This is a genomic window from Nocardioides allogilvus, assembly GCF_003047285.1.
In the GTDB taxonomy this organism is placed as follows: Bacteria; Actinomycetota; Actinomycetes; order Propionibacteriales; family Nocardioidaceae; genus Nocardioides; species Nocardioides allogilvus.
Genome location: NZ_PZYX01000002.1, coordinates 94,745 through 118,645, shown reverse-complemented (window position 1 = coordinate 118,645; position 23,901 = coordinate 94,745). Strand labels below are relative to the sequence as shown.

Sequence of the window (23,901 nt, the reverse complement as noted above, 5' to 3'; positions counted from 1 at the left end):
AGTGCGGGCACCCCACCCGCTGCCCCTTAACCGACCGCCGAGAGGTGCAAGCACGGGCAGTAGTCGGGATTGGTGCGACGCCTTGCTGAGTCCTTCGCCTGGGCTTGCCCGCGACGACGCGGAGGCGCAACGAGGGCCCCGGCTAAGCCAGGGCCCTCGGTACCCGAACGGTGAGTTCGAGCTTTACGTTCACAAGTGACTATATGTCGTAGTAGAGCTCGAACTCGTGCGGGTGCGGGCGCAGCTGCACGGGCAGGATCTCCTGGGTGCGCTTGTAGTCGATCCACGTCTCGATCAGGTCGGGGGTGAAGACGTTGCCGACCGTGAGGAACTCGTGGTCGCGCTCCAGGTTGTCCAGCACCGCGTTGAGCGAGGTGGGCACCTGGTCGATGTCGGCCATCTCGTCCGGCGGCAGCTCGTAGATGTCCTTGTCGATCGGCGCGGGGGGCTCGATCTTGTTCTGGATGCCGTCGATGCCGGCCAGCAGCAGCGCCGAGAAGGCGAGGTAGGGGTTGGCCGACGGGTCGGGGCATCGGAACTCGATGCGCTTGGCCTTCGGGTTGGCGCCCGTGATCGGGATGCGCACGCAGGCCGAGCGGTTGCGCTGGGAGTAGACCAGCGAGATCGGGGCCTCGAAGCCGGGGACCAGGCGGTGGTAGGAGTTCACCGTCGGGTTGGTGAAGGCGAGCAGCGACGGCGCGTGCTTCAAGATGCCGCCGATGTAGTGGCGTGCCATGTCCGACAGGCCGCCGTACCCCGTCTCGTCGTAGAAGAGGGGCTCGCCCTCGTTCCAGATCGACTGGTGGACGTGCATGCCGGAGCCGTTGTCACCGAAGATCGGCTTCGGCATGAAGGTCGCGGTCTTGTTGTTGCGCCAGGCGACGTTCTTGACGATGTACTTGAACTTCATGACGTCGTCGGCGGCCTTGAGCAGCTCGTCGAACTTGTAGTTGATCTCGGCCTGGCCGGCGGTGCCGACCTCGTGGTGCGCACGCTCGACCAGCAGGCCGGACTTCTCCAGCTCGATGACCATCTCGTCGCGCAGCTCGCCGAAGTGGTCGTACGGCGCCACGGGGAAGTAGCCGCCCTTGTACTTCACCTTGTAGCCGCGGTTGGGGCTCTCGGCGGTGCCGGCGACGCCGGAGTTCCAGGCGCCCGCCTCGGAGTCGATGTGGTAGTAACCGGCGTTGGCCGAGGTCTCGAACCGCACGCTGTCGAAGACGTAGAACTCGGCCTCGGGAGCGAAGAACGCCTTGTCGCCGATGCCGGTGCTGGCGAGGTAGGCCATCGCCTTCTTGGCGATGTTGCGCGGGTCGCGGGAGTAGGCCTCACCGGTGATCGGGTCGTGGATGAAGAAGTTGACGACCAGCGTCTTGGCCACGCGGAAGGGGTCGATGTAGGCCGTGGTCGGGTCCGGGTAGAGCTGCATGTCGGACTCGTGGATGGCCTGGAAGCCGCGGATCGAGGAACCGTCGAAGCCGAGACCGTCATCGAAGACGGACTGGTCGAACGAGGACACGGGCACGGTGAAGTGCTGCATCACTCCGGGCAGGTCACAGAAGCGGACGTCGACCATCTCGACGCGCTCGTCCTTGATGTACTTCAGCAGCTCTTCGCTGTTGGTGAACATTCGTCCTCCTTGGCACGCCACCGGGCGGCTTGGGATCGAGTGGGGCGCACGGTGACGCGACGCTGCGCTCGTGCCTCAGGCAACTTACAACAGTGGGGTTGGTGCTCCGCGTCACACCGGCGGGGTTCCCGAGTGCCGAGATGACCCGCGAACGACGAAGGCCGACACACCACTCGCGTGGTGCGTCGGCCCTCGTCGGTGCTCGGTTGATCAGAGGATGTAGAGCATCTCCTGGTAGGTCGGCAGCGCCCACAGGTCGTCGGCGACGACGTCCTCGAGGGCGTCGGCCGCGGCCCGGACGGCAGCCATGGCCGGGATGACCGAGTCACGCAGGTAGGTCGCCTCGGCGATCCCCGCGTGCTCGTGGGCGCCGGCGACGGCGACCTTGAGCCCGGCCAGGCCGGCGCGCAGGTCGGCGACCAGGGCGGAGACGGCGAGCAGGTCGGCGTTGTCGGCCTCGACACCGGCGGCCTTGAGGGCGCTGACGTTCTGCGCGAGCTCGGTCTGGAAGCGGATCGCGGCCGGCAGGATCGTGGTCTGCGCGATCTCGGCGGTGAGGTTGGCCTCGACGACCAGCGTCATGACGTACTGCTCGACACCGACCTCGAAGCGGGACTCCAGCTCGGCCTCGTTGAAGACGCCGTACTTGGAGAACAGCTCACGCGACTCGGGGATGAGGTATTCGGGCAGCGAGTCGACCGTGGTACGCAGGTTCTTCAGGCCACGCGTCTCGGCCTCGGCGTGCCACTCCTCGGAGTAGCCGTTGCCGTTGAAGATGACCGCGCCGTGGTTCTCGACGATCTTGGCGAGCAGGTGCTGGACGGCGGCGTTGAAGTCGGTGCCGTCGGTGACCGCGGCCTCGAGCTCGTTGGCGCAGAACTCCAGCGCCTCGGCCATGATCGTGTTGATGATGACCATCGGGGCGGCGACGGTCTGGTTGGAGCCCGCGGCGCGGAACTCGAACCGGTTGCCGGTGAAGGCGAACGGCGAGGTGCGGTTGCGGTCGCCGGCGTCCTTGGTCAGGTCGGGCAGCGTGTCCACGCCGACGTTGAGGATGCCCTTCTGCTTCGACGACGTCGCGCCACCCTTGGCGATCTGGTCGAACACGTCGGCGAGCTGGTCGCCGAGGAAGATCGAGATGATCGCCGGCGGGGCCTCGTTGGCACCCAGGCGGTGGTCGTTGCCGGCCGACGCGACCGACAGGCGCAGCAGGCCGCCGTGCAGGTGGACCGCGCGGATGATGGCCGCGCAGAAGACCAGGAACTGCGCGTTGTCGTGCGGGTTCTCACCGGGGAGCAGCAGGTTGCCCTGGGTGTTGTTGCCGAAGGAGAAGTTGACGTGCTTGCCCGAGCCGTTGACGCCGGCGAACGGCTTCTCGTGGAAGAGGCACTCCATGCCGTGCTGCTTGGCGACCGAGCGGAAGATCGACATCAGCATCTGCTGGTGGTCGGAGGCGATGTTGGAGCGCTCGAAGACCGGAGCGATCTCGAACTGGCCGGGGGCGACCTCGTTGTGGCGGGTCTTGGCCGGGATGCCGAGCTTGAACAGCGCGCGCTCGGTGTCGTGCATGAACGCCAGGACGCGGTCCGGGATGGCGCCGAAGTAGTGGTCGTCGAACTCCTGGCCCTTCGGCGGCTTGGCGCCGAACAGCGTGCGGCCGGCGTTGAGCAGGTCGGGGCGCAGGTTGACGAAGGAGGAGTCGACCAGGAAGTACTCCTGCTCGGGACCGCAGAAGGACACGACGTTGTCGACGTCCTTGTGGCCGAAGAGCTCCAGGACACGGGTGGCCTGGTCGGCCATCGCCTTCTGCGAGCGGAGCAGCGGGGTCTTGTGGTCCAGCGCCTCACCGGTCATCGACACGAAGATCGTGGGGATGCACAGGGTGTTGCCGTTGGGGTTCTCGAGGATGTAGGCGGGGGACTGGACGTCCCAGCCGGTGTAGCCGCGGGCCTCGAACGTGGCGCGGATGCCACCGTTGGGGAACGACGACGCGTCCGGCTCGCCCTGGATCAGGGTCTTGCCCTGGAACTCCCAGATCGCGGTGCCGTCGCCGACCGGCTCCATGAAGGAGTCGTGCTTCTCGGCGGTGAGGCCGGTCAGCGGGTAGAAGACGTGGGCGTAGTGGGTCACGCCCTTCTCCATCGCCCAGTCCTTCATGGCGGAGGCGACGACGTCGGCCACGGCCGGGTCGAGGGCGTCGCCCTTCTGGATGGTCGCGGCGACGGACTTGAAGACGGACTTGGGAAGACGCTTCTTCATCACGGAGAGGCTGAAGACGTTCTCGCCGAAGACCGAACCGGTCTCCTCGGCGATGTCGAAGAAGGTTGCGGGGGCTTCGTAGGCCTGGACGTCCTTGATGGCAGCCAAACGGTGGATGTTCGCAGTCATTCTTGCTCCTAGCATCGGCGACCCGGTGTCGCCCCGATCGTTTCCTGCACGCTAGGTGGCTGTCGTTTCAAGCAGGTGCCCGGTTGTTACAGCCGTGTTAACGATCCGGACATCTGCGGCTCGAGGCCTGCCCACGGCCGGGATACGGTTCCCGTCATGTCTTGCACAGCCCTCCCGGGGCGTCGGTTGCTCACCGCCGCCCTTGCGACGTCCTTCGCCCTCACGACCGCCGCCTGCAGCGGGGGAGGGACCTCCGACGACGGCACAGCGGCGTACGACAACGCGGACGTCGTCGCCGAGATGACCGACGCGGTGGAGAGCCAGGACTCGGTGCGGCTGACGCTCGGGACCAAGCAGTCGCCCGAGGACATCACCGTCGACACGAGCTGGGCCGGCGACGAGCGCGCGTTCCGCGCGCTCACGGGTGGCGACCCGGCGCAGCAGCTGGACGTACGTCGCGTCGGCAGCCGGGTCTACCTCGGTGGCGAGCTCGTGGGCCACCAATGGACCTTCCTCGAGGTCGACGACCCGCGGCTCACCGATCCCGAGAGCGGCTTCGACGCCGGTCCCGTCCCGACGCTGCTGGCCATTGACGTGCCCGGCGACCTGGCCGCACTCGAGTCGGCCGTCTCCGCCGTGAGCGACGAGGGAACCGAGGAGGTCGACGGACAGGAGACCGACCACTACACGCTCACGGTCGACAGCCAGGAATGGTTCGACGGGCTCGGCGAGAGCTCGATGTATCGCGCGATGGACCTCCCCGAGAGCGTCACCATGGACCTGTACGTCGATGACGACTCGCTCCCGGTCCGGCTGGCCTACGAGGTGCCGGACGAGCCGGAGGCGTCCGCGCAGATCGGCTTCAGCGAGTGGGGAAGTCCCGTCGAGGTGGCCGTGCCCCGGCGGGCCAAGCCCGTCTCCTAGAGTTGCCGGGTGATCGACACCGCCTCATGGGCACACCGGTTCGGGGCACTGCTCGTCGACTGGGCCGCGTGCACGCTCGTCGTGATGCTCGTGCTCGGCCCGGCCGGGTGGAGCGAGGACCGCTTCGCCGGCTTCTATGCCACGGGGATCTTCGTCGTCGAGTCGGCGTTCTTCACAGCCCTGCTGGGCGGGTCGTTCGGCAAGCTGGTGACCCGGCTGCGCGTCGTCCGTAACGACGCCACGAACCGACCGCTGGAGCTGATCCCGGCGCTGGTGCGCAGCGTGCTGATCGCCCTGGTCATCCCGCCGCTGGTCTTTCGACCGGACGGGCGGGGGCTGCACGACATGGCCGCGAGGTCGAAGACCGTGCGACTGGCCGACCTGCGGGGCTGAGCGCAAAGTCCCCAATGCTGGCGATGCTCGCCGGCGACATCGCTGGTGAACTCGTTGGCCGGTCTCCACACGGGAGCCCGTGACGAGGGGAAACCACATGAACATGACCAGCATCCGTCGCGCCGCCATGATCGCCGTCGGCACCACCGCTGCGATCGCGCTCGGTGCGGGCAGTGCGTCGGCGCACCACTGCTTCGTCCCGATGTATTCGCTCAACGGGCCTGTGTCCGACAACTGGTTCGTGCTGTCCGCGCAGGACGCCGCGGCTGACCCGGACATCGCCGGCTTCGAGGCGGCCTGTCCCGAGGCGGCCGAGGCCGGCTACGCCGCGTTGCGCGCGGCCGACCTGCCGGTGGGTCTCAAGCTCTTCGGCAAGATGACGATCGGCGACCCGAAGGGCGAGGAGAGGATCCCGAGCAACAACGGCGCCGACGGCAAGGGGCTGGAGTACTTCGGAGCCGGCTCCACGGTGCCGTTCCAGATGCTCGACACCTGGATCGGGGCAGCGGCGGCCTACACCTGCTGAGCGTGAGGGGGTGCGTCGGTCAGCGGCCGCGCTGCTGACCGCGCATGCCCTTCATGCTGGTGGGCATCGGGCCCTTGGGCATCGGGACGGTGCCGCGCACCGCATCGATCGCCCGGAGGCGAGCCAGGATGTCGGTGATCTCGGCGGGCTTCACGTTGCGGCCGAGCTTGGAGACGTGGCGCACCAGCTTGGGCAGCGGCACCTCGCCCTCGCCGTTGCCGCAGACGACCTCGTGGATCGGGGTCTCGGGAAGCACGCGCTCGTGCTTGCGACGCTCGGTGGCCAGCAGCGTCTTGAGGCGAGCCGGGTTGCCCTCGCCGACCAGCACGATGCCGGGCGGGCCGACGACCCGGTGGACGATGTCCTGCTGCTTGTTGAAGCCGACGACCGGGTCGGTCTTCCAGCCGCGACGCAGCATCTGCAGCGCGGAGGCGGCCGCACCGGGCCGGCCCTCCATCTGCTTGAACGCGGCGGCCTGGGCACGACGGCCGAAGATGATGATGGCGGCCAGCAGGCCGAACAGCAGCGCGCCGACGATCGAGAGGATCAGCGACAGCAGGCCGTCGCCGGGCAGCAGGTAGATGACGGCGAACCCGACCAGGGCGCCGAGCACGAACGCGCCGAAGGTGTAGAGCCCGATGCGGCGGTCGGTGTTCTTCGCCATCCGGTAGGTCTGGATGAGCTGCTGGCTCCGCTTGGTGGGCGGGGTGGCGGGGGTCGACATGCGGTGCCTTTACTGGACGACGAGACGGATCAGACGGCCGCGGTGACGGAGTCGCGCGCGTCCATGGCCTGACGGTACAACCGACCGGCCCGGTAGGACGAACGGACCAGCGGTCCGGACAGCGCGCCGGAGAAACCGATCTGGTCGGCCTCGTCCTTGAGCTCCACGAACTCCTCGGGCTTCACCCAGCGCTCCACCGGGTGATGACGCAGCGAGGGGCGGAGGTATTGGGTGATGGTGATCAGCTCGCAGCCGGCGTCGTGCAGGTCGCGCAGCGCCTGGCTGACCTCCTCACGGGTCTCGCCCATGCCGAGGATGAGGTTGGACTTGGTGACCAGGCCGAAGTCGCGGGCCTGGGTGATCACGTCGAGGGAGCGCTCGTAGCGGAAGGCCGGGCGGATCCGCTTGAAGATCCGTGGCACGGTCTCGACGTTGTGGGCCAGCACCTCGGGGCGCGACTCGAAGACCTCGCGCAGCAGGTGGGGCTCGCCGTTGAAGTCGGGGATCAGGTTCTCGACGCCGGTGCCGGGGTTGAGCTCGTGGATCGCGCGGACCGTCTCGGCGTACAGCCAGGCACCACCGTCGGGCAGGTCGTCGCGGGCGACGCCGGTGATGGTGGCGTACTTGAGCTCCATCTTCTGCACGGACTCCGCCACGCGGCGCGGCTCGTCGCGGTCCAGCGGCTGCGGCTTGCCGGTGTCGATCTGGCAGAAGTCGCAGCGCCGAGTGCACTGGTCGCCACCGATGAGGAAGGTGGCTTCCTTGTCCTCCCAGCACTCGAAGATGTTGGGGCAGCCGGCCGACTGGCAGACCGTGTGCAGGCCCTCGGACTTCACCAGGCTGTGCAGGGCGGTGTATTCCGGCCCCATCTTCGCTCGGGTCTTGATCCACTCCGGCTTGCGCTCGATCGGCGTCTCGGAGTTGCGGATCTCCAGGCGGAGGAGCTTGCGGCCTTCGGGTACCGGAGCAGTCACGTTCGTCACTCTACGCCGGGGGTAAGGAGCACCCAATTCGAGTGGGTCTGAGTTCGCTCAGGGCACATCGCGGCGTCGCATCGACCACACCGAGAGGAGCACGGCGACCACCACGATCACCGCCAGCACGACCCCGCCGTCCATCGCGGACACGTGCCTCTCGCAGTCGCCGCTGGTCATCCCGTCGGGGGAGAACGAGCACGCGGAACCGTCGTAGTAGGTGAAGCCACCGAGGACGAAGGCCAGGAAGTTGGTGGGCAGCAGCCATCGGGTGCCCTCCTCGCCGAGCACGGTCATGATCAGCAGTGACCCCGCGATCGAGATCCCGAACATCAGCGACAGCGTCGCCACGGTGCTGCGGAACAACATGGTGAGCGCAAGGCCCAGCAGGCCGCCGAGGGCGATGGCGACGACGCCGCGGGCCTGGGTCTCCACGATGGTGCTCCAGAGGCCAGGCTCCACCCGGACGTCCCGGCTGGCCGCGACGAGTGATGCTCCGGCCCAGAAGGTCGCGAGCACGGCAGCGCCCACGACGGCGCCGACGAGCATCACCGCCAGGCCCTTGGCCCACCACACCCGCAGCCGACGTGGTTCGAACAGCAGCTGGTTGCTCATCGAGCCGGTGTTCCAGTCGTGGCCGACGAACGTGGTGCCGACCAGCATCATCAGCCCGGTCATGATGATGATGGCCGCGGCGCCGACGTCCGTGCGCAGCGAGGTGAGGGTGAACTCCTGGCGATACAGGTAGTTCTGGTAGGTCGGCGTCAACGCCTCCGTGCAGTCGGCCGCAGTCGCGCCGGGCCCGGTGTAGTTCTCCGGGTCCTGCTCGCACCGGGCGATCTCCTCCGCGATGTAGGGCTGCTGTGCCTCCTGGGCAGCCAGCTGCTTCGCCTCGGCGATGTCGGCCTCGCTGAACGGGCGGGTGCTCCAGGCAAAGCCCGCCAGCATGATGAGGGGTACGGCGATGCACGCGACCAGCAGGACGACGATGGCCCGGCGCCAGCGCAGCCGGGTCAGCTCGACGGACAGCAGGCGCATCATCGGACCTCCTCCGTCATCGGCGTGACGCCCATCCGGTCGTCGGCGGTGAGCTCGAGGAAGATCGTCTCCAGGTCGGCCCGGACCGGGGTGAGCTCGGAGAGATAGAGCCCGGCGTCGGCCAGGACTCGGGTGATCCGGTCCGCGGGTTCGTCGGTGATGACGTCGAGCGAGTCGACGTCCGTGCGGACTGTCATCCCGGCCCTCTCCAGTGCGGTCGCAGCCGCGGCGGGATCACCCACGCGGAGCCGGTAGGACGTGCTGCCGAGCAGGTCCTCGACGAGGCCCGAGGCCAGCATCCGGCCGTTGCCGATGATGGTGGCGCTCGTGCAGACCTGCTGCACCTCGGCCAGGATGTGCGAGCTCAGCAGCACGGTCACCCCAGCCTCCCCGAGGCCGCGGATGAGCTCGCGGATCTCTCGGATGCCGGCCGGGTCGAGGCCGTTGGTCGGCTCGTCCAGGATCAGGAGGTCGGGCGACTTGAGCAGCGTCGCCGCGATCGCCAGGCGCTGCTTCATGCCCAGCGAGTAGGACTTGAAACGGTCGTCGGCGCGGTCGGCGAGACCGACCCGGACCAGCGCGTCGTCGACGACGCCACGCTCGACACCGACCGAGCCGGCGAGGAGCCGGAGGTTCTGCCGCGCGGAGAACGTGGGGGAGAACTTGGGCGACTCGACCACCGCGCCGACACGCCCGATCACCTCGGGCAGCCGTTGGGGGACCGGGGTGCCGAACAGGCTCATCGTCCCGGCCGTCGGTCGCGCAAGTCCGAGCAGCATCCGGATCGTCGTCGTCTTGCCCGACCCGTTGGGCCCGAGGAAGCCGTGCACCCCGCCGCGCGGGACCGCGAGGTCCAGGTCGTTCACCGCGACGCGGGTGCCGCGCCTGCCCGTGAACTCCTTGCGCAGACCACTGGTCTCGATCACCAGGTCGCTCATGTCGGTTCCCCCGTTCGTGTTGCGGTGACTGTGGCAGAGGCTCAGGCGGGCTGCGGCGTGCCGCGCCGACGGGTGTTGGCCAAGGCTGCTGCCGCGACGAGAATCCCGGTCAGGCCGAAGAAGTAGAGCCCCGCGAACCTGAAGCTGTGGTTCGCACGGCGGTCGGTGCACGTGAGCGAGCCAGAGCCGGGGATGCTCGAGCCGTAGAGGCTGGCACACGAGACCTCGCGGGGTGGCTGGTCATACTCCGCGCCGCCGGACAGGAATGCCTCGATGTTGAGCAGCGGCAGCCACGGTTCGATCGGGTGCGCGAGCAGCACGACGACACCGATGGCCACCGCTGCCGTTGCCAGGGTCGAGACGGCCCGCACCGGCCCGCGGAGCAGCACTCCGGCGGTGAGGCCGACCACCCCGGTCAACCCGACCAGCAGGGCGTGGCCGCTGATGAACTGCATGGGGGTGCTGAGGTGCAGGACCCCTCGGCGCTCTGCGACCCACCCCAGGGCCCACCACCACGTCGAGTTCACCACGAAGGCGACGACTGTCCCGAGCAGGAGGACCTTGCCGGCGCGACGCAGGAACGCGCGCGCTCCGGGTGCCGGCTGCCACCTCACCCCGACGAGCAGCATGGCTGCGGGCATCGACAACAGGATCACGACGACGGTCCCCGGGTGGTCGTCGGTGCCCAGTGGTTCGCGGGTGAGGGACGAATGCGCCTCGAGCGCGTCTCTCCGACAATGACTCGTGGAGGGAGAGATGGTGGTGAAACCACTGCCCGTCCACACGTCCCTCGGATAGACCGACGCCTCGCACTCCGCCAGTGTCCGGGCGAAGCCGGGGGCGCTCTCGGCGGCCGCTCGATCGGCCGCGATTTCCTCGGGGGAGTAGGGACGGGTGTCCCAGACCAGGAACAGCCACAGGACGAGGGGTACGGCGAGCATCAGCACCGCTGTCGTCCTGCTGACGGGCGGCAGGGCACCGATGCGTGCGCGCATGCCACATCCCCCGACGTGTCCGTGGCCCGTGCCGGGCCGAGTCAGGCGAACGCTAGCGGCGCGGGGAAGATCCCGTCAGCGGTTTACGAGACCTGGCGTGACCAGCTCGATCCGGGGAGCGCGGCCGGGCTCCGGCCTGGCGTCGTAGTCGGGCGTGGCGGCGTACGGGCCCCAGGCGAGGTAGGTCGACAGGTGGTGCTGGACGGCGGGCAGCACCTCGGTCACCGGGACGTCGCGGCCGAGCTCGGCGCTCAGCGAGGTGACGCCCGCGTCGGCGATCCCGCAGGGCACGAAGCGGCCGTACCACCCGAGGTCGACGTCGCAGTTGAGCGAGAAGCCGTGCATGGTCACGCCGCGGCTGACCCGGATGCCGATCGCCGCGATCTTGCGCTCGGGGCCGCGGTCGTCGGCGCGCATCCACACCCCGCTGCGACCGGGGATGCGGGCGGTGGTGACGCCGACGTCGGTGCAGACCGCGATCAGCGCCTCCTCGACGCGGCGGACGTAGTCGACGACCTTGACGTGGTCGGGCAGCGCCACGATCGGGTAGCCGACCAGCTGGCCGGGGCCGTGGAAGGTGATCTTGCCGCCGCGGTCGACGTCGATGACCTGCGCGCCGCCGGGGTCGAGCGGGCGCTCGTGGGGCTCGGTGCGCTTGCCGGCGGTGAATACGGGCGGGTGCTCGAGCAGCAGCACCGTGTCACCGCGGGTGCCGGCGACGACCTCGGCGTGCACCTCGCGCTGGAGGTCCCAGGCGGCGAGGTAGTCGACGGCGTCCGGTCCGAGCCCGGCGATCCGGTGCTCCAGCTGGTGCTCACGCATGCCGCGAGCCTACGCCTGTGGACAACGGACGACGCCTCGGCTCGATCTGGGGCACGGTGGACCCGTGGACCCGCGACGACTGCTGCCCTACCTCCTCGCCCTGACCGCCCTGGCCGTGCTCACGACGGCCGGAGTGGCGCTGTTCTCGCAGAGGTCGTCGCCGCCCGGCGCGCAGGCCGAGGCCTCACCGCCGCCGGCCGGGGCCAGCACCCCACGCGACGTGCTCGCCGGCTGGGACGCACGCCGTTCGGCCGCTTGGGCGGCCGGGGACGTCGCAGCGCTGCGCGAGCTCTACGTCGCAGGCTCGTCGACCGGCCGTGCCGACGCGCGGATGCTGGCGGCGTACGTCGATCGCGGACTGCGCGTCGACGGGCTCGCGACCCAGGTGCTGGCGCTGGAGGTGCTCGACGAGGCTGCAGACGAGCTGACGGTGCGGATCACCGACCGGGTGGCCGGGGGAGTGGTCACCGGCGAGGCGGGCGGAACGCCACTGCCGCGCGACCGGCCCACCACGCGCACCCTCGTGCTGCGGCGCGTCGACGGTGAGTGGCTGGTGGTGACCGTGCGCGATCAGGACAGCGCGGCGGACAGCACCTCGCGCACGTCGACGTCCTGGAAGTCGTAGCCGGCGCGCTCGAGGGCAGCCGGTCGGGCGTTGACCGAGCCCAGGAGCTCGGGCGCCATCCGCCCGGCGCCCACCTTGATCACCGGCGCCGGGGCGACCAGGAAGGCAGGCCGGTGCACTGCTGCGGCGAGTGCACGGGTGAACTCGGCGTTGGTCGGCGTCTGTGGGCAGCAGAGGTTGAACTCGCCCGAGACGTCGCGGGACTCGGCGAGGTAGGACGCGGCGCCGACCCAGTCGCGCAGCGAGATGATCGGGAAGTGCTGCTCGCCGTTGCCGAGACGGGCGCCGAGCCCGAGTTTGAAGAGGCGGGCGAGCTCACGCAGGGGCGATGAGCTGCCGTCCAGGACCGGGGAGGTCCGCAGCACGCACACGCGAGCGCCGGCCTCGATGGCCGGAGCGGCCGCGGCCTGCCACTCGTGGGCTACTCCGGTGAGGAAGCTGTCCCCGCGGCTGTCGGACTCCTCGGTGACCTCGTCGGCACCGTGGTCGCCGTACCAGCTGATGCCGTTGCCGGCGAGGAACGCCGGCGGGCGCTCGGACTTCGCGATGGCGCGGGCGAGCACGTCGGTGGTCGCGACCCGGCTCTCGAGCACGGCGTGGGCGCGCTTCGAGGAGTGCGGGTTGCCGGCGATGTTGACCCCGGCGAGGTTGACCACGACGTCGGAGCGGTCGATCACCGACTGGTCGAGGTCGTCGGCATAGGGATCCCAGCGCGACTGCTTGGCGGACTCCGGGGCCCGGCGGACGAGGTGGGTCACCTCGTGGCCGCCGACGCGCAGGTGCTCGGTCAGGTGGGTGCCGAGAAACCCAGATGCTCCGGCGATGACGACGCGCATGCCGCCCAGCCAACCAGACGCCGCAAGCGGGCCGTCAGCCCGCCAGATGGCCCCAGCGTGCCGACAGGACCGACCAGGGCCCGGCATCCACCACGCGCCCGGCGTCGAGGACGACGACCCGGTCGGCCTGGGTGAGCGCGGCGGCCTTGCTGGTCGCGCCGATGACGGTCCGACCGCCCGCGCGCAGGGCCGACCAGAGCTCGGTCTCGGTCGTGGCGTCGAGTGCCGAGCTCACGTCGTCCGCCAGCAGGAGGTCGGCGTCGCAGGCCACCGCACGCGCGAGCGCGAGCCGCTGGACCTGGCCGCCCGAGAGACGCACGCCGCGGTGGCCGACGAGGGAGTCGGCCCCGCCCGCCTCGGCGACGTCGCGTCCCATCCGGGCAGCCTCCAGCGCCGGCATGACCGAGCGGCCCGGGTGGTCGAGGCCGACGTTGCCGCTGAACGTGCCCGACAGCACCCGCGGGACCTGGGCTACATGGGCGACGAGTGCGGGACGCAGCTCGGCCTGCGGGTCGGCGACGAGGCGGTCGTTCCAGCGGACCTCACCGGTGACGCTGACCAGGCCGGCCAGCGCGCTCAGCAGGCTGGACTTGCCGGATCCGACCTGGCCGAGCAGCAGCACCAGCTCGCCCGCGGAGATCGTCAGGTCGACGTCCTGGACGCCGAGCGTGCCGTCGTCGTGCACGGCCGAGAAGCTGCTCAGCGCGAGCGTGCGCAGCGGGTCGCGGCGCGGCTCGTCGGGGGTGGGGCCGGTGCCTTGGACGAGGTCGACGCCGGGCGGCAGGTCCATCAGGTCGCCGCCGCCGGCCAGCTCGCTGGTCGCGGTCATCCAGGCCCGGACGCCGGGAGCCTCGGTCACGACCGATCCGGCGACCCGGCCGAACCAGTCGAAGCCGCTGACGGCGTTGGCGACCAGCAGTGCGGTGGCGAGCCCCCACTCGCCGCTGAGCAGCCCGGCCCAGGCCGCGACGACGCCGAACTGCACCATGACGACGGGTACGCCGTCGAGCAGCGCCTGCACGCGATGCTCGCTCACCGCTGCGTCGACGCGACCGCCGTCGACCTCCCGCAGGTGGGCGTGGACCTGGGGCGTGGCCGCGGCGAGCTTGACCGTGCGGACCGACTCCAGGGCGGAGACGAGCGACTGGCCGAAGCGGGCGCGCGAGGTCGAGGCGGCCGCGGCCGAGCGGCCGGCGACGCGACGGCCCATCGTGGAGGCCAGTGCGGAGGCGACCATCACGGTGATCAGGACGGCGCCGGCCAGCCAGGTGCCGGCGATGATCGCGGTGACGCCGGCGACGACGAGGCCGTTGACGAAGTCGACCCAGCGGTCGGTGTAGCGCGCCAGCCGGTCGGCGTCCATGGTGCGGGCGACGACCTCGCCCGGTGGGGTGCGGCGCAGCCGGTGCTGCGCCGTCTGTCCGTGGAGCACGGCGGCGCGGACCCGCAGCCGCACCTCGACCCACCAGTGGGGGTAGGTGCGGAATGCCTGCGAGAGCAGGAGCGGACTGATCACCAGCGAGACGACCAGGCAGGCGGTGAGCGCGGTGGGTCGGTCACCGGCCTGGAGGTCGGTGACGATGTGGCCCCAGATCCAGCCCGTGATGGCACCGAAGGCCCCGGTGAGGGAGGCGGCCAGGAACAGGAAGGCTCCCACCAGGCCCCACTGCGGCTGGATGCTGACCGTGTGGAGCACCTGCCGGGCCAGGCTCGGCGTCGGCGCCAGGACCGGCGCCGGAGGAGGGGTGGTGCTGCGGCGGACCGACCCGATCGCCGAGTCGTCGTGGTGGTGCTCCTCGATGACGGCCTCGTGCGCGGCCGCGTCGAGCAGGGTGCGGAAGGGGCCCGGCTCGGCGGCGAGCCGGGCGCGCGGTCCCTGCTGGACGACCCGACCGGACTCCAGGACGGCGACCCGCTCGGCCCGCTCGGTCGTGGAGAGCCGATGGGCGACCAGGATGCCCGTGCGTCCCGAGATCAGCCGGTTGGCAGCCCGCACGACCCGGGCCTCCGTCACCGGGTCCATCCGGGCCGTGGCCTCGTCGAGCACGACCACGCTCACGTCGCGCACCAGCAGCCGCGCGAACGCGACGAGCTGCTCCTCGCCGGCCGAGAGGTTCGTGCCGCCGGGACCGAGCACGGTGTCGAGCCCCTGGGGGAGCCCGGCCACCCAGTCGGTGAGGCCCAGCTCGGCGACCGCTGCCTCGATGGTCGAGCGCGCGACGTGGTCGAAGAGGGTGATGTTCTCCGCCAGCGTGCCCGCGAGCACCTCGGTGCGCTGGGTGACGACCCCGACCGCGGCGCGCAGCTGCTGGAGGTCGAGATCGCGGACGTCGACGCCGCCCAGCAGGACCGTGCCGCGGGGCGGCTCGACGGCGCGTGAGAGCAGTGACGCGAGGGTGGACTTGCCGGACCCGGTGCGGCCCACGAGGGCGCAGGTGTGGCCGGCGGGCACGAGCAGGTCGATGTCGCGCAGCGAGAAGTTGCCGGTGCCGTAGCTGAAGTCGAGGTCACGGAACTCGACGTCGAGCGGGCCCTCGGGCAGCGGCAGACCGCCGGTCGGCTCGGCGGGGGAGTCCATCATCGAGCGCAGTCGCAGCACTGCGCCGAAGCCCTCCTGCAGGTCGGGCAGGTGACGCGCCAGCATGTCGACACCACCCACGAACATGGTGGTGACGAGGAAGAGGGTGACCAGCCGGGCCGTGGAGAGGTCCCCGGCCAGCACGAGGGCGATCCCGACGACACCCACGGCCGCGAGGGCTCCGTGCAGGAGGCCGCCGCTGCGCCTGGTGATGCGGGTCTCGACCAGCAGCACGGCGTCGAGCGTGCGGTGGACCACGGCCGCCAGCTGCGCGTTGCGCCGCAGGACGAAGGCCTGGCCCAGCGACGTACGCAGGTCGTCCCGGGCCGCCACGCCCTCCTCGGTGGACGCAGCGTGATCGGTCCAGGCTGCCTCCTCGAGGACCTTGCGCTGGGCGACCTGGGGGAGCAGGCGGCGAACGACGGCGAACGCCATGAAGGCGGTCAGCGGGAACAGGAACGCTGCCGGCCACCAGGTCAGCGAGGCCACCACCCACAGTGGCCCGGACGCCAGGAAGGTGCGGGCGGCCTGCCACACGCCCCAGCGCATCAGCTGGCCGACCTCCCAGGTGTCGTCGTCGATGCGGTCGAGCACCTCGCCGACGGCCTGCTCGGACAGCTCCGCGAGCGGCTGGGCCATGGCGGCGTCGAGCAGGTCTGAGCGGAGCCGGCCCTCCGCGCGGTCCACCACGGTCGCCCAGATGGTCTTCGCCACGGTGTCGACCAGGGCTCCGCCCACCACGCACAGCGCGAGGAGCGTCAGCAGCGCCGACGTCGGCTCGTCGGCCAGGCGTCCGGCGAACATCGTGCCGAGCGAGGCGGCGATGGCGCCCGTGAGCGACATCGAGAAGCAGAGCACCGTGAGCGGGCGCCGGACCCGGCGCCAGTCGACCGGCACCCGGTCGGTCGGTCTGGGCGGCTGTGTCGGCCGCTTGGTGCTCGCCTCGATGTAGGTCCCCGTCACGGACCCGACGCTACGCGTCCGCACCGACATCGCGCGTCTGGTTTTCACCCGCCCCCGGACGCGACGAGACCCCGGCTGCCGTGGCAACCGGGGTCTCGTCGAGGTGGTCAGACCTCGAAGGCTCCACCCTCGAGGCGCGCCTTGACCGCGGCCAGGAAGCGACCGGCGTCGGCGCCGTCGACGAGGCGGTGGTCGTAGGTCAGCGAGAGGTAGACCATGTGCCGCACCGCGATCGTCTCGCCCAGGTTGGGGTCGTCGATGACGACGGGACGCTTCACGACGGCACCCGGGCCGAGGATCGCGACCTGCGGCGTGTTGATGATCGGGGTGTCGAACAGGGCCCCGAAGCTGCCGAGGTTGGTGATCGTGAAGGTGCCGCCCGACAGCTCATCGGGACCGATCTTGTTGGTGCGGGTGCGCTCGGCGACGTCGGCGATCTTCTTCGCCAGACCGGCGATCGACAGGTCGCCGGCGTCCTTGACGACCGGGGTGAGCAGGCCCTTCTCGGTGTCCACGGCGAACGCGATGTTCTCGCGGTCGTAGTAGGTGACCTTGCCGGCGTCGGTGTCGATCGCCGCGTTGAGCTTGGGGTGCTCCTTCAACGTGTCGATCGCCGCCTTGGCGAAGAACGGCAGGTAGGTCAGCTTCACGCCCTCGCGGGCCAGGAAGTCGGCCTTCACGCTCTCGCGCAGCCGCGCGATGGTGGTCACGTCGACCTCCATCACCTGCGTGAGCTGCGCGGTCGTCTGGAGCGAACCGACCATGCGCTCGGCGATGATCTTGCGCAGCCGCGACAGGTCCTCGGTGGTGCCACGCAGCGCCGAGGGAGCCGCGCCGGCAGCCGGGGCAGCAGCCTGTACGCCGCCGGCCGGTGCCGCAGCGGCGGCCGGTGCTGCAGCAGCCGGGGCGGGCGGGGCAGCCTTGGCAGCAGCCGCGTCGAGGATGTCCTGCTTGCGGATGCGGCCACCGACACCGGTGCCGGTGACGGAGGCCAGGTCGATGCCGTGCTGGGAGGCCATCTTGCGAACCAGGGGCGTGACGTAGGAGCTCTGGTCGTCCGAGCGAGCCGGGGCCGCGGAGGGCTCGGCGTGCGTCGGCGCGGCCGGTGCCGGGGCGGCCGGTGCCGGGGCGGCCGGTGCCGGTGCCGGTGCCTGCGCGGGAGCGGCGGGCGCCTCGGCGGGCTTGGCCTCGGCGGCGGGTGCTGCGGCCGGCTCAGGCTCGGCGGGCTTCTGCTCCGCAGCAGGTGCGGCCGGGGCCTCGGCGGGCTTCTCCTCGGCGGCGGGCGCGGGGGCTGCGTCGCCCGAACCGATCGTGGCCAGCTCGGCGCCGACCTCGACGGTCTCGTCCGTCTGGACCTTGATCTCCAGCAGCTTGCCGGCGACCGGCGAAGGGATCTCGGTGTCGACCTTGTCGGTGGAGACCTCGAGCAGCGGCTCGTCGACCGCGACGTCGTCGCCGACCTCCTTCAGCCAGCGGGTGACGGTGCCCTCGGTCACGGACTCCCCGAGCGCGGGCAGCGTGACGGAGGTCGAGGCGCCACCACCGGCGGGCTTCGACTCGGCGGCCGGAGCGGCCTGCTCGGCGGGCGCCTGCTCAGCGGCCGGGGCGGCCTGCTCGGCGGGTGCTTCCTGCGCGGGGGCCTGCTCGGCCGGGGCCTCGGCGGCGGGGGCCTCGGCGGACTCCGCGGCTGCGCCACCTTCGCCGGCCTCACCCACGACGGCCAGCACGGCGCCGACCTCGACGGTCTCGTCCTCGGCGGCCTTGATCTCCAGGAGCGTGCCCGCGACCGGCGAGGGGATCTCGGTGTCGACCTTGTCGGTGGAGACCTCGAGCAGCGGCTCGTCGACCGCCACGGTGTCGCCGACCTGCTTGAGCCAGCGGGTGACGGTTCCTTCCGTGACGGATTCACCAAGGGCGGGGAGGGTGACTTCGGAGGCCATGGGCATTCCTTCTGTGTGGGTGGTGGTCACGAGTGGGCGTGCAGGGCCTTGCCAGCGAGCGCGAGGTGCGCCTCGCCGAGGGCCTCGTTCTGCGTCGGGTGGGCGTGGATGAGAGGTGCCACGTCGTCGGCGTGGGCTTCCCAGCTGTAGATCAGCTGCGCCTCTCCGATGAGCTCGCCGACACGGTCGCCGACCATGTGGACACCGAGCACGGGGCCGTCCTTGAGGCCGACCAGCTTGACGAAGCCCGCGGTCTGCAGGATCTGGCTCTTGCCGTTGCCGCCGAGGTCGTAGGTGATCGTGGTGATGTCGTCGCCGTACTGCTCCCTGGCCGTGGCCTCGTCGAGGCCGACCGAGGCGATCTCGGGGTGGGAGTAGGTGACGCGCGGGATGCCGGCCTCGTCGATCGGCTTCGGGTCGAGCCCGGCGATCTCCTCGGCCACGAAGATCCCCTGCTGGAAGCCGCGGTGGGCCAGTTGGAGACCCGGCACGATGTCACCGACGGCGAAGACGCCCTCGACATTCGTGCGGCAGCGTTCGTCGGCGAGCACGAAGCCGCGCTCCATCACGATGCCCTGCTCCTCGTAGCCGAGGCCGTCGGTCGAGGGACCGCGACCGACTGCGACGAGCAGCAGCTCGGCCTCGATCACGTCGCCACCCTCCACGGTCACGGCGACGCCGGAGTCGGTGGTCTTGACGCTCTGGAACGGCGTGCTGGTGCGGAAGTCGATCTTGCGCTTGCGGAAGGCCCGCTCGAGGGCCTTCGAGGATGCCTCGTCCTCGGCAGCCACGAGCCGGGGGAGTGCCTCGAGGATGGTGACCTTCGCGCCGAAGCTCGCCCACACGCTGGCGAACTCGCAGCCGATGACGCCACCGCCGAGCACGATCACCGACGCCGGCACCCGGTCGAGCTTGAGGGCGTGTTCGGAGCTGATGACGCGCTCGCCGTCGAGCTCGAGCCCGGGCAGCGACTTGGAGTAGGAACCGGACGCCAGGACGAGGCTCTTCCCGGTGTACGTCGCCGCGCCGACCGTCACCGTGCGCGGGCCGGTGACGCGCCCCTCGCCCTCGATGACGGTGATGCCACGCGACTTGATCAGGCCGGTCAGTCCCTTGAACAGGCGCGCGACCACGCCGTCCTTGTAGGAGTTGACCCCGGCCATGTCGATGCCGTCGAGGGTGGCGCTGACGCCGAACTTGGACGCGTCGCGCGCCGAGTCGGCCACCTCCGCCGCATGCAGCAGGGCCTTGGTGGGGATGCAACCCACGTGGAGGCAGGTGCCCCCGAGGTTGCCCTTCTCCACGAGTCCCACGGTGAGGCCGAGCTGGGCTGCGCGGAGTGCACACGCGTAGCCGCCGGACCCAGCACCGAGAATGAGTACGTCGAAGTCGCCGTCGGTCACGCGCACATCCTTGCACTCTTTGTGAGCCTGTCCACACCGGGTCTGACCCGTCTGCTCCCGGGCGGCAGGCACAATGACGGCATGGGACTGCTGGACCGATTCAGACGATCCGGGCGCGTGCGCCGACCTGCGCGCGACGGCCTGCGCACCGGGTCGACATCGGTGCGCGCCTCCGACGGCCACGACATCGCCCACCTCACCGACTTCGTGACCACGCGTCGCGGCGTCGAGGGATTCGTCGAGCCGCGCACCGCGGTCAGTGACGTGACGCTGCTCCTCGTGGCCCACGACGGCGAGTGGACGCGTCGCCGTGTCCCGAGCGTCCAGTGGGCCCACACGTTCGCCAACAAGCACCAGGTGCCGTCGTACGACGCCGCCGTCGTCGGCATCCCGCAGCGGATGCGCGACTTCAACCGTCGCAAGAAGGCCGGCGGGATCTGACCCCCGTCGCGAGGTTCATTTACATGAATGAACGCCGCGGGGTGCTCACTCCGGGGCGGCGAGCGAGCGGGCGTACTCCACGATCGTGGTGACGCCGAAGCCCGTGCCGCCGGAGGGGACGTGGCCGTAGGGCCCGCCCGTGTTGATCTCCTTGCCGGCGATGTCGAGGTGGGCCCACGGCAGGCCGGCGGTGAACTCGCGCAGGAACGCCGCGGCCATCAGCCCACCGCCCCAGCGCACCCAGTCGTGCTGGAGCAGGTCGGCGATCTTGGAGGCCTTGATCCGCTCCGTCATCTCCTCGGGGATCGGCATCTGCCAGTGCTGCTCGCCCGCGCGGGCGCCGGCGGCCAGCACCGCGTCGACGATCTCCTGGGAACCGAGCACGGCGCCGACCTTGTCGCCGAGCGCGAGCTGGAGGTGGCCGGTGAGGGTGGCGACGTCGACGATGATGTTGGGCGCCTCCTCGGTGGCGAGCACCAAGGCGTCACCCAGGAGCATCCGGCCCTCGGCGTCGGTATTGGCGATCTCGACGGTGGTGCCGCCGTACATCGTGACGACGTCGCCGGGGCGGAACGACGAGCCGGAGACCATGTTCTCCGCCATCGGCGCGAAGGTGGTGACCTTGACCGGCAGCCCGAGCTTCGCGATGGCCAGCGTCGCAGCGATGACGCAGGCCGCGCCGCCCATGTCGCCCTTCATCCCGACCATGCTCGAGGCCGGCTTGATGGTGAGGCCGCCCGAGTCGAAGGTGATGCCCTTGCCGACCAGGACGAGATGGGTCGTGGCGTCCTTGGGCGACCAGGTCAGCTTGGCCAGCCGGGGTGTGGCGTCCGAGCCGTTGCCGACGGCGAGGGTGCCGCCGAGGCCGCGCTCGGTCAGCCTCGCGTGGTCCCAGATCTCGAGGTCGACCTTGGGGGCGCCGCGGCCCTTCGTCGCCGCGCGGTGGGCGTCGGTGACCGCGTCGGCGAATCCGGCGGGGGTGAGGTGGCCGGGCGGCTCGTTGACCCAGTCGCGGGTGAGCCGGACGGCGTCGGCGAGCACCTGTGCCTCCTCGAAGGCTGTGATCGCCTCGCCCTGGCGCGCGACGGGGCTGAGGACGACGACCTGGCCGGCCCCCGACGACTCGTCCGCCTTGGCCGCGGAGGTCTTGTGCAGCGTGTAGGTGTAGCCGCCGAGCAGGTGGCCCTGGGTCACGGCGTCCACCAGGCCCGGGGTGTCGGCGGGCAGCGCGATCGCGACCGACGCGGCGTTGGGCACGCTGCGCGCGGCGACGCCGGCCGCGCGTCGTACGGACGTCTCGTCCGGCTCGGCACCCAACCCGACGAGCACGAGCAGCTGGGCGTTGATGAGGCCGTTGGCCGGGATGCGCACGGCTTCACCGGCCTTGCCGGTCACGCCGAGCGTCGAGAGAAGGGGTTGCCACTTGCGGCCCCAGGCCTCGGCGACGTCGGCGCCGGCGTCGCAGACGACCGGTCCCTTGTCGGAGGCGAGGACGCCGACCACGACGGCCTCCGCCCGGGTCTTGGCGGGGCTCGCGCTGCGCAGCGTGTACGTCGTCGTCACCCGGGCACTTTAGGTCAGGGCGGAGCCGCGAGTCGCTGGGGTAGGTTTCGGGCCATGGCTGACGCGAACCTCAAGCAGTCCCCACTCCACGACCGCCACGTCGCTCTCGGTGCGAAGCTCGCCGAGTTCGGTGGCTGGTCCATGCCCCTCGAATATCCCGCCGGTGTCGTCAAGGAGCACACGGCCGTCCGAGAGTCGGTGGGCATCTTCGATGTCAGCCACCTCGGCAAGGCGATGGTCAGCGGCCCCGGCGCCGCCGACTTCGTCAACGCCACGCTCTCCAACGACCTCGCCAAGATCCAGCCCGGCAAGGCGCAGTACACCCTGTGCTGCGACGCCGAGACCGGCGGCATCGTCGACGACCTGATCGCCTACTACCAGGACGACGAGCACGTGCTGCTCGTCCCCAACGCCGCCAACACTGCCGAGGTCGTACGCCGCCTGCAGGCCGAGGCTCCCGACGGTGTCTCGGTCAAGGACCACCACGAGGACTATGCCGTCCTCGCAGTGCAGGGCACCAGGTCCGACGAGGTCCTTGAGCGCGTCGGGCTGCCGACCGGCCACGACTACATGTCCTTCCTCGAGGCCCAGGTCCCCGACGTCCTCGGCTCCGAGGTCGGCGTCGTGGTGTGCCGCACGGGCTACACCGGCGAGCGCGGCTACGAGCTGATCGTCCGCAATGCCGAGGCCGGCGCCCTGTGGGATGCCCTGCTCGCGGCCGGCGAGGAGTTCGGGATGCTGGCCTGCGGGCTCGGCTCCCGCGACACGCTCCGCACCGAGATGGGCTACCCGCTGCACGGCCAGGACATCACCATCGACGTCAACCCGGTCGAGGCCGGCCTGAGCTGGGCCGTCGGCTGGAAGAAGGACGCCTTCTGGGGTCGCGACGCGCTCCTGGCCGTCAAGGAGGCCGGGCCCAAGCGCCTCCTGCGCGGCCTCGTCGCCACCGGTCGCGGCATCCCGCGCCCGGGCATGGGCGTCACGCTCACCCAGGACGTCCCGCTGTGCGACATCACCTCGGGCACCTTCTCCCCGACGCTGAAGAAGGGCATCGGGATGGCGCTGGTGCCCACGATGGTGCACCCCGAGGCCGAGGTCGGCGTGGACGTCCGCGGCCGCCGCGAGATCTTCCAGCTGACGAAGCCGCCGTTCGTCGACACCTCGGTCAAGGAGTCGTGATGCTGCCCGACCAGCCGCCCACCTTCCGCCAGCCGTCGGCAGCCGAGCGCCCCTGGTGGTGGCGCCTCGAGGACGCGGCCGGCAACGAGGTCGCGGCCGACGAGTTCGCCGGCAAGCGCTTCCTCTCGCAGGCCGACGCCGAGTCGTGGGTCGGGGAGATCTGGGCCGAGCTGGCGGAGGCCGGTGTGGACGCGGTGACGCTGTTCGAGCACGAGCGCCAGGTCTACGGACCGATGTCGCTGCACGCCTGATGGCAGAGGGCCTCTGGGACGACGTCGCAGCGGCCTACGACCGGTCCTTCGCGACGCTGTGCTCCGGCACCGCACCAGCCCTGCTGACGCGGATCCCGTCCGGGTCGAGGGTGCTCGACGTCGGCTGCGGATCCGGCCACCTCACGGCGGCCCTGCTGACGGCTGGCCACGTGGTGACCGCGGTCGACCCCGATCCCGAGATGGTCGCGCTGGCGAGCTCCCGGTCGGGAGCTGATGTTCGTCAGGGTGGGCTGCCCGACCTGCCGTTCGACGACGCCCCGTTCGACGTCGTGCTGGCCAACTTCGTGCTCAATCACGTCGACGACCCGCGTGCGGCGACCCGTGGGCTGGTGCGCGTGGCGCGATCTGGTGGGCAGGTTGCTGCGACGGTGTGGCCGGCCTCGCTGATGCACCAGGCGCAGCTGTGGAACGACCTGCTCGATGCGGCGGGCGCCGTACGCCCTCCCGCGCCGCGGTTGGCGCCGCACCTCGACTTCGAACGCTCGTCCGAGGGCCTCGGGTCGCTGCTGTCCGGGGCCGGGCTCGACGTCATCGAGGCGAGCGCGCCGCGATGGGACTGGAGCGTGCGCCCTGAGGACTTCTGGGCCGGCGCCACCACGATCGGTAACTTCGGGGTGACCTGGCGGGCCCAGTCGACCGCGGTGCAGGAGTCGATGCGGGAGTTGTACGAGGACTTCGCTGCGCCTTGGCTGGTGGGTGAGCACCTCGTCTTCCCGGTCGAGGCAGTGCTGGTGACGGCGTCGCCCTGA

The 23,901-nt window shown here is 70.7% G+C and carries 21 protein-coding genes; 8 read left to right on the top strand and 13 right to left on the bottom strand.

Features of this window, described 5'->3' with window-relative positions:
- Positions 1-199 precede the first annotated feature (199 nt).
- Together glnA and C9J87_RS03810 are read right to left on the bottom strand one after the other, a co-directional pair.
- Entirely contained in the window at positions 200-1,630 is a 1,431-nt protein-coding gene (gene glnA / locus C9J87_RS03815; RefSeq protein WP_010833463.1) for a type I glutamate--ammonia ligase, read from the bottom strand.
- 210 nt (positions 1,631-1,840) lie between these two features.
- Positions 1,841-4,018, bottom strand: coding sequence for a glutamine synthetase III family protein (locus C9J87_RS03810; RefSeq protein WP_107704800.1), 2,178 nt, complete (start codon positions 4,016-4,018; stop codon positions 1,841-1,843).
- Between the two features lie 156 nt (positions 4,019-4,174).
- Here C9J87_RS03810 and C9J87_RS03805 point away from each other — a divergent pair, with 156 nt between their 5' ends.
- From C9J87_RS03805 to C9J87_RS03795, 3 genes are all read left to right on the top strand, one after another.
- Positions 4,175-4,942 carry a LolA-like protein gene (locus C9J87_RS03805; protein WP_156887216.1) on the top strand — a complete coding sequence of 256 codons (768 nt, stop codon included), beginning with the start codon at positions 4,175-4,177 and terminating at the stop codon, positions 4,940-4,942.
- 9 nt (positions 4,943-4,951) lie between these two features.
- Entirely contained in the window at positions 4,952-5,335 is a 384-nt protein-coding gene (locus C9J87_RS03800; RefSeq protein WP_010833460.1) for an RDD family protein, read from the top strand.
- 97 nt (positions 5,336-5,432) lie between these two features.
- A complete protein-coding gene (locus C9J87_RS03795; RefSeq protein ID WP_010833459.1) occupies positions 5,433-5,861 on the top strand; it encodes a hypothetical protein in 429 nt (142 codons plus the stop codon).
- A gap of 19 nt (positions 5,862-5,880) precedes the next feature.
- On the opposite strand, the gene C9J87_RS03790 is transcribed toward C9J87_RS03795, so the two are convergent.
- The 6 genes from C9J87_RS03790 to lipB all read right to left on the bottom strand — a co-directional run bounded on the left by C9J87_RS03790 (position 5,881) and on the right by lipB (position 11,352).
- Positions 5,881-6,585 (bottom strand): DUF4191 domain-containing protein, encoded by a 705-nt coding sequence (locus tag C9J87_RS03790; protein WP_010833458.1) that lies wholly within the window; start codon positions 6,583-6,585, stop codon positions 5,881-5,883.
- Between the two features lie 29 nt (positions 6,586-6,614).
- The gene (gene lipA / locus C9J87_RS03785) at positions 6,615-7,559 is read right to left on the bottom strand and encodes a lipoyl synthase (RefSeq protein WP_036493036.1); all 945 of its coding nucleotides are present in this window, start codon (positions 7,557-7,559) and stop codon (positions 6,615-6,617) included.
- Between the two features lie 57 nt (positions 7,560-7,616).
- On the bottom strand, positions 7,617-8,600 hold the full coding sequence (locus C9J87_RS03780; RefSeq protein ID WP_010833456.1) for an ABC transporter permease: 984 nt from the start codon (positions 8,598-8,600) through the stop codon (positions 7,617-7,619).
- Positions 8,597-9,535: an ABC transporter ATP-binding protein gene (locus C9J87_RS03775; RefSeq protein ID WP_010833455.1), complete on the bottom strand. Its 939-nt coding sequence runs from the start codon at positions 9,533-9,535 to the stop codon at positions 8,597-8,599. Before C9J87_RS03775 ends, C9J87_RS03780 begins: the two co-directional genes overlap by 4 nt.
- Before the next feature lie 41 nt (positions 9,536-9,576).
- Positions 9,577-10,530 (bottom strand): hypothetical protein, encoded by a 954-nt coding sequence (locus tag C9J87_RS03770; RefSeq protein ID WP_010833454.1) that lies wholly within the window; start codon positions 10,528-10,530, stop codon positions 9,577-9,579.
- Between the two features lie 75 nt (positions 10,531-10,605).
- A complete protein-coding gene (gene lipB, locus C9J87_RS03765; protein ID WP_010833453.1) occupies positions 10,606-11,352 on the bottom strand; it encodes a lipoyl(octanoyl) transferase LipB in 747 nt (248 codons plus the stop codon).
- Positions 11,353-11,416: 64 nt separating this feature from the next.
- Here lipB and C9J87_RS03760 point away from each other — a divergent pair, with 64 nt between their 5' ends.
- The gene (locus tag C9J87_RS03760) at positions 11,417-11,977 is read left to right on the top strand and encodes a hypothetical protein (protein ID WP_036490903.1); all 561 of its coding nucleotides are present in this window, start codon (positions 11,417-11,419) and stop codon (positions 11,975-11,977) included.
- Here C9J87_RS03760 and C9J87_RS03755 read toward each other — a convergent pair.
- From C9J87_RS03755 to lpdA, 4 genes are all read right to left on the bottom strand, one after another.
- Positions 11,923-12,813 carry a TIGR01777 family oxidoreductase gene (locus C9J87_RS03755; protein ID WP_010833451.1) on the bottom strand — a complete coding sequence of 297 codons (891 nt, stop codon included), beginning with the start codon at positions 12,811-12,813 and terminating at the stop codon, positions 11,923-11,925. The two genes, C9J87_RS03760 and C9J87_RS03755, sit on opposite strands and share 55 nt — an antisense overlap.
- Before the next feature lie 34 nt (positions 12,814-12,847).
- Positions 12,848-16,354 (bottom strand): ATP-binding cassette domain-containing protein, encoded by a 3,507-nt coding sequence (locus tag C9J87_RS03750; protein WP_036490901.1) that lies wholly within the window; start codon positions 16,352-16,354, stop codon positions 12,848-12,850.
- A 107-nt stretch (positions 16,355-16,461) separates the two neighbouring features.
- Positions 16,462-18,294: a 2-oxoglutarate dehydrogenase, E2 component, dihydrolipoamide succinyltransferase gene (gene sucB / locus C9J87_RS03745; RefSeq protein ID WP_107704799.1), complete on the bottom strand. Its 1,833-nt coding sequence runs from the start codon at positions 18,292-18,294 to the stop codon at positions 16,462-16,464.
- Between the two features lie 26 nt (positions 18,295-18,320).
- On the bottom strand, positions 18,321-19,697 hold the full coding sequence (lpdA, locus tag C9J87_RS03740; RefSeq protein WP_107704798.1) for a dihydrolipoyl dehydrogenase: 1,377 nt from the start codon (positions 19,695-19,697) through the stop codon (positions 18,321-18,323).
- A gap of 117 nt (positions 19,698-19,814) precedes the next feature.
- Here lpdA and C9J87_RS03735 point away from each other — a divergent pair, with 117 nt between their 5' ends.
- On the top strand, positions 19,815-20,138 hold the full coding sequence (locus tag C9J87_RS03735; RefSeq protein ID WP_010833315.1) for a hypothetical protein: 324 nt from the start codon (positions 19,815-19,817) through the stop codon (positions 20,136-20,138).
- Positions 20,139-20,183: 45 nt separating this feature from the next.
- Here the strand turns inward: C9J87_RS03735 and C9J87_RS03730 are convergent, their stop codons facing one another.
- Positions 20,184-21,701, bottom strand: coding sequence for a leucyl aminopeptidase (locus C9J87_RS03730; protein ID WP_232819822.1), 1,518 nt, complete (start codon positions 21,699-21,701; stop codon positions 20,184-20,186).
- A gap of 54 nt (positions 21,702-21,755) precedes the next feature.
- On the opposite strand from C9J87_RS03730, the gene gcvT reads away from it, so the two are divergent.
- Genes gcvT through C9J87_RS03715 form a run of 3 tightly spaced genes read left to right on the top strand, consistent with a single transcriptional unit; the run spans position 21,756 to position 23,901 of the window.
- Positions 21,756-22,880 carry a glycine cleavage system aminomethyltransferase GcvT gene (gene gcvT, locus C9J87_RS03725; RefSeq protein WP_010833317.1) on the top strand — a complete coding sequence of 375 codons (1,125 nt, stop codon included), beginning with the start codon at positions 21,756-21,758 and terminating at the stop codon, positions 22,878-22,880.
- Positions 22,880-23,131: a hypothetical protein gene (locus tag C9J87_RS03720; RefSeq protein ID WP_010833318.1), complete on the top strand. Its 252-nt coding sequence runs from the start codon at positions 22,880-22,882 to the stop codon at positions 23,129-23,131. Before gcvT ends, C9J87_RS03720 begins: the two co-directional genes overlap by 1 nt.
- The gene (locus C9J87_RS03715) at positions 23,131-23,901 is read left to right on the top strand and encodes a class I SAM-dependent methyltransferase (protein WP_107704797.1); all 771 of its coding nucleotides are present in this window, start codon (positions 23,131-23,133) and stop codon (positions 23,899-23,901) included. Before C9J87_RS03720 ends, C9J87_RS03715 begins: the two co-directional genes overlap by 1 nt.